The sequence below is a fragment of the Paenibacillus sp. FSL R5-0486 genome, assembly GCF_037975155.1.
Taxonomy (GTDB): Bacteria; Bacillota; Bacilli; order Paenibacillales; family Paenibacillaceae; genus Paenibacillus; species Paenibacillus amylolyticus.
In genome coordinates this window covers 6,426,845-6,439,362 of record NZ_CP150237.1, presented here as the reverse complement: position 1 = coordinate 6,439,362, position 12,518 = coordinate 6,426,845, and the positions used below count along the sequence as shown (strand labels likewise).

The following is a 12,518-nucleotide window of genomic DNA, read 5'->3' as shown; positions in this document are numbered from 1 at the left end:
GACGATAGGGTGAGATACGGCAATGAGCGATATTATAATGAGCGACAAAACGTTCGAAATCGAGTCAGAGTTTTCTCCCCAAGGTGATCAGCCTGCAGCCATTATAGAATTGGTGAAGGGTGTTCAGGAGGGGAAGAGATACCAGACACTGCTGGGTGCAACGGGTACGGGTAAGACGTTTACGATAGCCCAGACGATAGCCCAACTGCAACGTCCGACGCTGATTATTGCACACAATAAAACGTTGGCAGCGCAGCTTGCAAGTGAGTTCAAAGATTTTTTTCCTAATAACATGGTTGAGTATTTCGTCAGTTATTACGATTATTTTCAGCCAGAAGCATATATCCCGTCCTCCGATACGTATATCGAGAAGGATTCAAGTATTAATGAAGAGATCGACAAACTGCGGCATGCAGCGACAAGTTCGTTGTTTGAGCGCAGGGACGTCATCATTGTAGCGAGTGTTTCCTGCATTTATGGTTTGGGTTCACCGCACTCGTATTCAAGCATGTTGCTGTCACTTCGGGTAGGCATGGAGAAACCGCGCAATCAGATTTTGTCTCGTCTGGTAGAGATCCAGTATCAGCGGAACGATATTAACTTTGTGCGGGGTACATTCCGTGTTCGTGGGGATGTTGTTGAGATTTTCCCTGCTTCCAAGGGTGAACATGCAATTCGGGTTGAATTGTTTGGTGATGAGATCGAGAAAATTACGGAGATTGATGTGTTAACCGGAGAACTGATTGGTGAACGTGAACATATTGCCATCTTCCCGGCGTCTCACTTCGTAACGCAAGAAGAGACAATGAAGGTTGCGCTGGTGAACATTGAGCGTGAACTGGAGGAGCGTCTTGAAGTGTTGCGTGAACAGGGGAAACTGCTGGAGGCTCAGCGACTGGAGCAGCGCACACGGTATGATATCGAGATGATGAAGGAAGTTGGATTCTGTTCGGGGATTGAGAACTATTCCGGTCCGCTGACTTTCCGCGAACGCGGCGATACCCCATACACACTGATGGATTACTTCCCGGATGACATGTTGATCGTGGTCGATGAGTCTCACGTGACTCTGCCACAGATCCGTGCGATGTACAATGGTGACCAGGCGCGGAAGACGGTATTGGTTGAGCATGGTTTCCGTCTGCCGTCAGCGCTGGATAATCGTCCACTCAAATTCGATGAGTTCGAAGGCAAGATGGATCAGATCATCTATGTATCGGCCACACCAGGCCCGTATGAGATAGAGCATACCGATACGATGGTGCAACAGATTATCCGTCCAACCGGACTGCTTGATCCAATCATTGAACTGCGTCCAACAAAGGGGCAGATCGATGACTTGATTGGTGAGATTAACGACCGGATTACCAAAGACGAGCGTGTGTTGATTACAACATTAACGAAGAAGATGTCCGAGGACCTGACGGATTATCTGAAGGAAGTTGGAATCAAAGTTCGTTATCTGCACTCCGAGATCAAAACGTTGGAACGGATGGCGATTTTACGTGATTTAAGGTTGGGCGTTTTCCATGTCCTGATCGGAATTAACTTGCTCCGGGAAGGTCTCGATCTGCCCGAAGTTTCCCTCGTCGCTATATTGGATGCTGATAAGGAAGGATTCCTGCGTTCCGAACGCTCACTGATCCAAACGATTGGTCGTGCGGCACGGAACAGCGAGGGTCGCGTTATTCTATACGGTGACAAAGTAACGGATTCGATGGATAAAGCGATAAAGGAAACAGAGCGTCGTCGTGCAATCCAGATCGAGTACAACGAGAAACATGGAATTACACCACAGACGATTCGTAAAAAAGTGCGTGATGTAATAGAGGCAACCAAAGTTGCCGAATCCAAGAAAGACTATCTCACAGGCGCAGCCGAGAAGATGTCGAAGAAAGATCGCCAGGCGCTTATTCAGCGCCTAGAGGTAGAGATGAAAGATGCAGCCAAAAACCTGCAGTTTGAGCGTGCTGCCGAGCTTCGCGATGCGTTGCTGGAACTTCGCGCTGAATAAGATACAGCTCATTCATATGCTCCAGTAAAGATGGATCTGTAACAAGAGAACGGCCAATTGGCCGTTCTCTTGTTGAGTAAGGAAATCGTTGATATCTACCGATAATAAGAGATGTTGAAATCTTGAATTCAGGTCTATACTGATAGAAATGTTGAAATTGGTTAAAAGGTTTATAGGAAAGCAATTGGGAGTCGAGAGTGCCCCAGTGTTGACCTCGGAGCCGAGCCGAAGGCAATGGCGACCTTGCCGCGACCAAGGCGAAGCCGAGAGCGTCCCGCCCTTGACCTTTGGAGCCGAGCCGAAGGCAATGGCGACCTGTCGCGAACGTGGCGAAGCCGAGAGCGTCCCGGTGTTGACCTTGGAGCCGAGCCAAAGGCAATGGCGACCCTGCCGCGACCAAGGCGAAGCCGAGAGCGACCTGGTATTGACCTTGGAGCCGAGCCGAAGGCAATGGCGACCTGTCGCGAACGTGGCGAAGCCGAGAGCGTCCCGGTGTTGACCTTGGAGCCGAGCCAAAGGCAATGGCGACCTGACGCGACCAAGGCGAAGCTGAGAGCGTCCCGTTCTTGACCTAGGAGCCGAGCCGAAGGCAATGGCGACCTTGTCGCGAACGTGGCGAAGCCGAGAGCGTCACCTCGCAGTAGAGCGGCCGTATAAGGTTCCGGCAATGAGCCGGAACCTTATACGGAGCCGCGGGCACACGACCACCCTTCACATAGCAAGACCCGACCCCTCACCGTTGCACCGCTTGTTTCGGGTGTCCAGAGGGCTGCGCCCTCCCAAACCCTCCCTTGGAAGGGAGGGTTTGGGAGGGATCGAAAAGCCTTTAAAGGTTTGGATTAACACACTGAGAGGATGAATACTATTGGCGAGCGATAACATTGTCATTAAAGGCGCACGAGCGCATAACCTGAAAAATATCGACATTACCATCCCGCGTGACCGCTTTGTTGTATTGACCGGTCTGAGTGGCTCAGGCAAGTCCTCGCTGGCTTTTGACACGATCTATGCTGAAGGACAGCGGCGGTATGTAGAATCATTGTCAGCTTACGCACGCCAGTTTCTGGGACAGATGGAGAAACCGGATGTGGATTCCATCGAAGGATTATCTCCTGCCATTTCAATAGATCAGAAAACAACAAGCCGTAACCCACGTTCCACAGTAGGAACCGTCACCGAAATTTATGATTATCTGCGTTTGTTATTTGCACGTGTGGGCCATCCACATTGTCCGGACCATGGCGTGGAGATCAGCTCCCAGACTGTAGAACAAATGGTTGACCGCATTATGCAATACCCGGAGCGTACCCGGCTACAAATATTGGCGCCCATTATCTCTGGTCGTAAGGGTGAGCACAAAAGTGTATTTGCCGATGTGTCCAAGCAGGGCTTTGTCCGTGTACGGGTGAACGGGGAACTGCGTGACCTGTCAGAAGATATTCAATTGGAGAAAAATAAAAAGCATACGATTGAAGTGGTCGTTGACCGGATCGTTGTTAAGGATGATGTACAGGCGCGTCTGGCGGACTCCATTGAAACGGCACTTAATTTGTCCGGAGGACAACTCCTGGTAGACATTATGGGTGAAGAAGAACTGCGCTTCAGTTCCAACTTTGCCTGCCCGGTGTGCGGATTCAGTATTGAAGAACTTGCACCACGGATGTTCTCATTTAACAGTCCTTTCGGGGCTTGTCCGGATTGTGATGGGTTAGGTGTCAAAATGATCGTTGACCCTGATCTGCTGGTACCAGATCGGACTAAGACCATCGAAGATGGAGCTTTTGATGCTTGGACAGGTGGTACATCCACCTATTATCCGCAGTTCCTGAAGTCGGTATGTGAGCACTTCAACATTCCGCAAAATGTACCTGTCGAAGATCTGCCGGCTGAGCAGATGAACAAGTTGTTGCAGGGTACAGGTACGGAGAAAATCCGTTTCCGCTATGAGAATGACTTTGGACAACGGAAGGAAGCACTGGTTACCTTCGAAGGTATCGTGAATAACCTGGAGCGTCGTTACCGGGATACAGCATCTGAAGGTATCCGTGAGTTTATTGAGGGTTACATGAGTGCGAAGCCTTGTGGTACATGTAAAGGTCAGCGTCTGAAACGCGAGAGTCTTGCGGTTACGATCAATGATCACAACATGGCCTATGTGACTAGTTTGTCCATTGGTGAAGCTGGCCGATTCTTTGATACATTGGAATTGTCGGAGAAAGAGCAGACGATTGCCAAGCTTATTCTGAAAGAAATCAACAGTCGTCTCGGCTTCCTAGTGAATGTTGGTCTGGATTATCTTACACTGAGTCGTGCTGCCGGAACATTGTCCGGTGGGGAAGCTCAGCGGATCAGACTGGCTACACAGATTGGTTCCAGCCTGATGGGTGTGCTGTATATTCTCGATGAGCCAAGTATTGGCTTGCATCAACGGGATAATGACCGTCTGATCTCAACACTTGCGCATATGCGAGACATTGGTAACACGTTGATCGTGGTTGAACATGATGAAGATACGATGATGGCTGCCGACTATATTATTGATATTGGCCCAGGTGCAGGTATCCACGGAGGTACCATCATGTCACAGGGTACACCGGAGGAGATCATGAACGATGAGAACTCCTTAACCGGTCAATATCTGAGTGGACGCAAATTCATTCCGATTCGTACTGAACGTAGAAGTGTAGGAGACCGTTGGTTGGAAGTACGTGGAGCCAAAGAAAATAACCTGAAGAATCTGAATGTGAAGATTCCTGTAGGTGTATTTACTGCGGTAACGGGTGTGTCTGGCTCAGGTAAATCCACATTGATCAATGAGATCCTCTACAAAACGCTGGCACGTGATCTGAACCGTGCTCGGGTACGTCCGGGTCAACATAAAGAGATTCGTGGTCTGGAGCATATCGATAAAGTTATCGATATTGACCAGTCGCCAATCGGGCGGACACCACGTTCCAACCCGGCTACGTATACCGGTGTCTTTGATGATATCCGGGATCTGTTTGCTCAGACGAACGAAGCCAAGGTACGTGGATACAAGAAAGGCCGGTTCAGTTTTAATATCAAAGGTGGACGTTGTGAAGCCTGCCGTGGAGACGGTATTATCAAAATCGAGATGCACTTCTTGCCGGATGTCTATGTTCCTTGTGAAGTCTGCAAAGGCAAACGATACAACCGGGAAACGCTTGAAGTGAAATATAAAAACAGAAATATATCCGATGTGTTGGAAATGACGGTTGAAGATGCAACCCAATTCTTCGAGAACATTCCGAAGATCCATCGTAAAATGCAGACACTGATGGATGTGGGATTGGGTTATATCAACCTGGGACAACCTGCGACCACATTGTCTGGTGGTGAAGCCCAGCGTGTGAAGCTTGCTTCCGAGCTGTATCGCCGCAGTACAGGGAAAACCATCTACATCCTCGATGAACCGACTACCGGTTTGCATGTCGATGATATCGACCGTTTGCTGAACGTATTACACCGTCTGGTTGATTCTGGGGAATCGGTGCTAGTGATCGAGCATAACCTCGATGTGATCAAAACGGCAGACTATGTTGTTGATTTGGGTCCAGAAGGCGGTAGCGGTGGAGGTACCATTGTTGCAACCGGAACACCTGAGGATATCGTTAAAGTGGAAGCTTCTTATACCGGCAAGTACTTGAAGCCGGTTCTGGAGCGGGATACCGAGCGGAGCAAGGCACTGCAGTTGGTGGACTAAGGTCCTCTAACCAGTAGTTATACCAATATGAAGTGGCAGTATTGGCCCTTCTTCTCGAAAAGGTAAAGACGTTGGATTACGATCTAATGTGCTCTGCTTCTGAGAAGAAGGGCTTTCATTATGAATTATGCACGGTGTTTCCTTCGGACTAAGGTTATTTCGTGAAAGTGTTTACATATGCATTGCGACGAGCGTTACAGGAATATTCGGCCAAATTGTCTTTTTTTCATTTTTATGGATGATAGGGCTTGCATTACAAGCAGGGTACAGATAACATAGAGGAAGATATTAGGGTATGCGTTAGCTGTTCAACTATGGTAAGGAGGTCTGTCTATCCATGCTGTTTGCAGAAGCTGCCACGGCGAGTACATCGAATTTTAATGCATTTGATATTTTTGTCATCTTATTTACGATCCTGATTTTCATCGGAGTAGTTCGGCTTCTTCGGGCACCGAAGAAAAATCTGTTTGCGATCGGATTTGCAGTAGTCAGCCTACTGGTATTTCTGATGACAGACTATGCGATGATAACGGGTTGGTTTGCTCAGTAGGAATGCTGCTGAAGTGAATGGAATTTAAGCCAAAAGAGATATGGAGGAACACTTTCCATGGGAGACATGGAGGGTGTTTTTTTTCGTTTATATGGAGCGATTGAACAAGATTCTATCTTCTCTACTAAAATAGGACTTAAAACAATTGTATATCCAGATTCTGTATGATACATTGAGGGATACCGGAATTGCAGATGAGAGAAAAAGAGAATAGATTCAGCGATGAATCCGATGTCGAGTCGCGCAAGAAGGATGTATAGAGAGGGTCAGGTGAGAATATGAGCGTGTTGGGTAAAAAGGGGATAGCCATACTGATGGCTGCTGTACTCTCGATTAGTGTAGCGGCAACGGCCGGTGCAGCTGAATCCAAAGCGGCGATGCAAGCGAAAGTGGTAGACGGTCAAGTCTATGTGAACACCAAGGATCTGCTCAAGGCAGTTGGTGGAAGTGGACAATATGATGCCAAATCAGGAACGTACACGTACAAGGGAAGTGAAGCCATTCCCAAAGTGATCGAAAAGGTATCTCCTTCCGTCGTAGGCATTATTGGGAAATCTACCGAAGTGCAGGACGGTGCAACATCAGACGACCGTTATAATCTTGCACATGGTACAGGTGTCATTATCCGGTCGAACGGATGGATTGTAACGAATGCTCACGTGGTCGACGGATTAACCAACCCCGTGGTCGTAACGACGGATGGCAATACATACAAAATTACGAAAACATACAGTGATGCACTAAGTGATCTGGCTCTAATCAAAATCAATGCCAAATCACTCAAACCGGCGAGCTTTGCCAAAGCTTCACAAACCACTGTTGGAGAAACGGTGATTGCCTTGGGTACGCCGATTTCCTTTTCTTTGCGCAACTCGGCAACCGTAGGGGTAATTAGCGGCTTGAATCGTGGTGTGGAGGCGACCTATCGGTTGATCCAGACCGACACGGCCATTAACCCAGGAAATAGCGGAGGACCACTGGTCAACCTGAAGGGTGAAGTGGTTGGTATCAATTCCATGAAATTTTCTGCGGTCGGCGTAGAGAGTTTGGGGTTTTCGATTCCAGTGGATACCGTTCAATATATCATCGATCAGTTTTTTAAATATGGCAAAATAAAACGTGCAAGTCTGGGGCTACAGCTGGAAGAAAGCTGGTCTGCGATTGTGGGCCTGCCTACAGATGATCCCTTAACGATTACGGGCGTACTGTCTCCTGAAGCCAAGAAAGCCAAAATCAAAGAGGGCGATGTCCTTTATAGTGTGGCAGGTACACGTGTCTCCTCAGTAGTAGATATCAATGAGTTGCTCAAAAAGTATCTGCCTGGGCAAAAGGTAAAGCTGTTGATGCAATCGGATGGCGATATCGTCACCCGCACGTTGGTGCTTGCTGATCGCGCAGACATCGTAGACGAGGAAGATGAAGCGTTCCTTGCAGATGAAGAACAATAAAGCCCGGCGATCAGCCCGGATGGAGAGAGGACGAAAGAACGGAATGAAAAAGTCATGGATACGTGTGCTAAGCACAGGTGTATTAACCGGGATGCTGACCATTGGCGCGGCATTGCCTGTATGGGCATCTGATCTGACGACAAGTGAACTACGTGTCAAAGCTGGGAGCACGAGCGCCTACATCAACGGCGATAAGCAGGCCATAGCCAAACCTTACAAGTTCAAGGGTGTTACGATGGTGCCTGTGGGAGTGTTCAAGAAAGCATTTGGCAGTGAAATCCGGCTGGAGAAAAATGATGTTGTCAAAATCAAGGAAGGTCCACACACGGTTACCCTAACGATTGGCAGTTCAATTTCCTGGGTGGATGGTGTTAAACATGAGATGGGTGCCGCTCCCAAGATGGTGAATGGTGTACTTATGGTTCCACTTCGTCCGGTTGTTGCCGGTATCGGGGCGACGCTAGCTCCAACTAGCTCCGGAGAAATGGTCATTCGTCTGTTGCAAACTGATGATTCGGTGGATGACGAGGATGGCATTCATCCGGATGAAGGCAAAACCAGAATTGGTAACAGTTTTTACGGTTGGTCCATTAACTACCCGGCAGACCTTATAGTTTTCCAGACCGGTGAGCAGGAGCGCATGATGACTTTTGGCACTGCGGACAACAGTTATTATCTTGAAGTGTATGTCAGCGATCAGGATGTGGCTCTGGATGCGGATGATTTGTTGCAGCAACTCGTCCAGGAGGCCAAACAATCGGGAGATACGGTGCTGGATCGTCAAGCGGTGTCGAAAGGCAAAACACCTTATGCACGGATTATCGTGAAGGATGTAGACGGCATGTTATGGGAGATGCGTCAGTATCTGAGCGAAGGCCGTCAATATGATGTGTACCTCGCGGATTACGAAGCCCTGAATTATAAAGATCTGGGCAAACGTGCAGCGCTACTCAATTCATTCCAGCCAACCTATGCAGAGTCGGATCGAACGATTAAGGATCTGTCCACCGTAGATAATGGCATGCGCTCCGCGTGGAACGATGACTATGGTATTGAATTGAAGATTCCAGCCGGCTGGTCGATGGATAACAATCAGATGATCTATGAAGCCAAGGATGGTGCGTATCTGCAATGGCGTGTCACTTCGGCGAAGGCAGGTACAACGTTAAAAGACTGGAGCGGCCAACTGGATAAGTGGATGCGCGAGACATTTACACCAGAGAGTTACGAGCCAATTGGTTCATATACGATGGATATCTCGGGAGAAACTGCCGAGGTGAATGAATTCCGTTATAACTTTGGCGGGGGCTGGCAGACCGAGTTCGATGTTCTTTTGCAGAAGAATGGGTATCGGTATTATGCAGAGTATACGTTCCCTGAGGAGCAAAGTGCAGATCGGGCATGGTTTGAACGGATTATGAAGAGTGTGGAGATTGATTTTGATACGGTTGCCGATAATTTCGGTCAGCTGGATGAAGATCCTTATTTGACAGACAAAACGAAGACACTTACACGTACGTCCAAACGTTATAAATACAGTGTAGATATTCCGCGTTACTGGACGCCGTATAGTGATCGATTCGAATATTCACCTGTGGTGTACACCTTTACTGGCGGAGAGTTCTCCATTGCGGCGAGCGAAGACAAGTCGATCGAGATGACGGTCAGCCAATTGAGAGAAGCCTATGCCGAAGCCACCAAAACCCGTAAGAACTTCAAGTTGCTTGGCAGTGAAGAGCTGACGTTTGCGGGTGTGCCTGCATTTTCCTTTACGTATCATGAGCTGGACAAAGGCGTGCCATATGCGGGTCGTCAGATCGTGTTTGAAAAGGACGGAACAACCTATACGATCACAAGTGGGCTGAATGATGCCAACAAGACAGAAGTTCAGGCGGCAGCCTTGGAAAAAGCAGTGAACTCATTTACTTTTATTAAATAAATGTAGTGGAGCCGGAGGGTCAAAAGACCTTTCGGTTTTTTTCGTTGTACTGGAAATGAAAATGGTAAACGGTTTTTTCAGGAAAACGTAGAAGAGTCGGTGCAGAAGTGGTACACTATACTAGTTCAGGAGTTATGACTACTGATCTGATGAATAGGAATGACTGTAAGCTTGGAGTTCAGGCAATACAGACATAATAGATAGATATTGTAATACCGTGACAATGCAGGTGTACCCGATAAGGTGCAGTCTTAGGCTTAGTATGTTCAGACGTTTAGGGATATAGGGATGAAATCCGGCGGATAGCCGGTTATGGGGAGGATCTACATGAAAACAGCAACAATACGAAGAGAAGACGTTGAACTTCTGGCACCGGCTGGTGACTGGGATTGTATGCGTTCGGCGGTAGCCAATGGCGCAGATGCAATTTTCTTCGGAGTCGAAAAGTTTAATGCACGGGCACGGGCGAACAATTTCCGTATGGACGAGCTGCCGGAGATAATGGCGTTTTTGCACAGTTATGGCGTAAAAGGTTTTTTGACCTTTAATATATTGATTTTTGAAAATGAATTGACGGATGCCAAAGAACTGATTGACGCTTGTGTCGATGCAGGTGTGGACGCTGTAATTGTTCAGGATTTGGGGTTGGTGAAGATGATCCGCGAGATCTCGCCGGATTTCCCGATTCACGGTTCAACACAGATGACGATTACGTCTCCGGAAGCGGTCGAGTTTACGAAGCCGTTTGATATGGAACGTGTCGTTCTGGGACGGGAGAACAACCTGAAGCAGATCCAGAAGATCGGTGAGCAAGCGAAGCTTCCAATGGAAGTATTTGTGCATGGTGCGCTGTGTGTATCCTACTCGGGGCAGTGTCTGACTTCCGAAATGTGGGGAGGACGTTCGGCGAACCGTGGAGAGTGCGCACAAGCTTGTCGTCTTCCATACGATCTGATGGTGGATGGGGTGCACAAACCGATGGGTGATGTAGCTTATCTGTTGTCTCCGAAGGATCTGGCAGCGATTGATCTGATGCCGGAACTGATCGAAGCAGGAGTAACTTCTTTCAAAATTGAAGGACGTCTCAAAACGCCAGAATACGTAGCAAACGTAGTAAGCAAATATCGTAAAGCGATTGACCGTTATTTTGATGGAGATAACACACCGCCAAGCAAGGAAGAAGTTCGCGAATTGCAACAAAGCTTCTCCCGTGGTTTCACGCATGGTTTCCTGAGCGGTACAAACAACAAAGAACTGGTGGATGGAACGTTCCCGAAAAGCCGTGGTGTCTACCTTGGTCGTGTGGATCAAGTGTTGCGTGATGGTGTGGTCCTGAAGCTGGATGCACCCGTGAAACGTGGAGACGGGATCGTATTTGACGCCGGAGATCCGACTCAGAAGGAAGAGGGCGGACGTGTATACGATGTACGTCGCAAAGGTGTAAAACTCGAAGGCGAAGCCGAAGAGGGCTGGATCGTTGACGTTGTGCCAGGCCGCAGTGACGTGGATCTGCGACGCGTGAAAGTTGGCGACAAAGTGTGGAAAACGAATGACCCGGCGCTGGACAAACGTCTGCGTCAAAGCTTCGAGACCGAGAAGCCGTACCGTGTATTCCCGGTGAAGGTGAAGGTCATCGGCAGCCCGGGGCAGCCGCTTAGCACATGGTGGACAGACGTGCAGAAAGGCACGACCGTCCGTATTGATTCCGAGATGGAACTGGACATCGCCCAGAAGCGTCCAATGACACATGAATTGCTCGAAGAGCAGTTCGGTCGTCTGGGAGGCACGGTGTTCCAGTTGGAAGGAATGGACGTCAATCTGCACGGTGACGTTATCATCCCGATGCGTGAGTTGAATAACATTCGTCGTCAGGCGGTAGAACAACTCGCGGGCGAGCGTCCTAAACCGCCCGTCTACGTGAAACGCGCGGTAGATGTGTACGGTGATTCGGTTAAACCGGCATCACCAGTCGCTCGTGGTCAAGCAGAACTGACCGCACTCTGCCGTAGCCTGCCACAAGTGGAGGCAGCGATTGAAGCAGGAATCGGTATGATCTATGCCGACTTCGAGTTTATCAAACAGTTCCCGGCAGCCGTGGAAGCTGTGCATGCCGCTGGTCGCAAGATCGCGCTGGCAACACCGCGTATTCACATGCCTGGGGAGAACGGATATCACAACAACATCTTGCGTCTGAAGCCGGATGCGGTATTGGTACGTAATACAGGCGCACTGTACTTCTACCTGCGTCACCGGATGGAAAACCCGGATGCGAAGCACCCGGAATTGATCGGCGACTTCTCATTGAACATCGCCAATCACAAAGCAGTAGAATTGTTCCTGGAAGCCGGATGTGACTGGATTACGCCATCCTATGACCTGAACATTCAACAAATGGTTGATTTGCTGGGCCACTCTCGTACAAGTCAAACCGAAGTGGTTATCCATCAGCATCTGCCGATGTTCCACACCGAGCACTGTGTGTATTGTACGTTCATGAGTGAAGGAACGGACTTCACGAACTGTGGCCGTCCTTGTGAGGAACAGCGTGCATCCCTGCAAGACCGGATCGGCATGTCTCACCCGGTACGTGTGGATGAAGGTTGCCGTAATACGGTATACAACGCAGTGGAGCAGTCAGGTGCCGAGTATCTGACCAACTTTATGGATCTGGGTGTATCCCGTTACCGTGTGGAATTCCTGGAAGAGACACCGGAGCAGGTACGCGAAGTTATCGATCTGTATAACCGTGCACTGCGCGGCGAGATCAGTGGTACACAAGTTTGGAAAACACTCAAAGCAACAAACCAACTGGGCGTTACACGTGGTCAATTGGTAAAATAATG

The 12,518-nt window shown here is 48.9% G+C and carries 6 protein-coding genes; all 6 read left to right on the top strand.

Translation table 11 applies throughout. The features are described from left to right. Window positions 1-22: 22 nt before the first annotated feature. Window positions 23-2,014, top strand: a complete 1,992-nt coding sequence (gene uvrB / locus MKY01_RS28545; RefSeq protein WP_127551478.1) for an excinuclease ABC subunit UvrB — start codon at window positions 23-25, stop codon at window positions 2,012-2,014. An 865-nt stretch (window positions 2,015-2,879) separates the two neighbouring features. Next, window positions 2,880-5,738 carry an excinuclease ABC subunit UvrA gene (uvrA, locus tag MKY01_RS28540; RefSeq protein WP_091013108.1) on the top strand — a complete coding sequence of 953 codons (2,859 nt, stop codon included), beginning with the start codon at window positions 2,880-2,882 and terminating at the stop codon, window positions 5,736-5,738. Window positions 5,739-6,075: 337 nt separating this feature from the next. Continuing rightward, window positions 6,076-6,288: a hypothetical protein gene (locus tag MKY01_RS28535; RefSeq protein ID WP_017692026.1), complete on the top strand. Its 213-nt coding sequence runs from the start codon at window positions 6,076-6,078 to the stop codon at window positions 6,286-6,288. A gap of 278 nt (window positions 6,289-6,566) precedes the next feature. Continuing rightward, the gene (locus tag MKY01_RS28530) at window positions 6,567-7,736 is read left to right on the top strand and encodes a trypsin-like peptidase domain-containing protein (protein WP_047840633.1); all 1,170 of its coding nucleotides are present in this window, start codon (window positions 6,567-6,569) and stop codon (window positions 7,734-7,736) included. A gap of 43 nt (window positions 7,737-7,779) precedes the next feature. Continuing rightward, window positions 7,780-9,675 (top strand): stalk domain-containing protein, encoded by a 1,896-nt coding sequence (locus tag MKY01_RS28525; protein WP_282320135.1) that lies wholly within the window; start codon window positions 7,780-7,782, stop codon window positions 9,673-9,675. Between the two features lie 327 nt (window positions 9,676-10,002). Continuing rightward, the gene (locus tag MKY01_RS28520) at window positions 10,003-12,516 is read left to right on the top strand and encodes a U32 family peptidase (protein ID WP_017692029.1); all 2,514 of its coding nucleotides are present in this window, start codon (window positions 10,003-10,005) and stop codon (window positions 12,514-12,516) included. Window positions 12,517-12,518 lie beyond the last annotated feature (2 nt).

Excerpts from the sequence above, each read along its gene's own strand:
- MKY01_RS28525 (WP_282320135.1), top strand. The coding sequence starts at position 7,780 with ATGAAAAAGTCATGGATACGTGTGCTAAGCACAGGTGTATTAACCGGG.
- MKY01_RS28530 (WP_047840633.1), top strand. The coding sequence starts at position 6,567 with ATGAGCGTGTTGGGTAAAAAGGGGATAGCCATACTGATGGCTGCTGTA.
- uvrB (WP_127551478.1), top strand. The coding sequence starts at position 23 with ATGAGCGATATTATAATGAGCGACAAAACGTTCGAAATCGAGTCAGAG.
- MKY01_RS28535 (WP_017692026.1), top strand. The coding sequence starts at position 6,076 with ATGCTGTTTGCAGAAGCTGCCACGGCGAGTACATCGAATTTTAATGCA.
- MKY01_RS28520 (WP_017692029.1), top strand. The coding sequence starts at position 10,003 with ATGAAAACAGCAACAATACGAAGAGAAGACGTTGAACTTCTGGCACCG.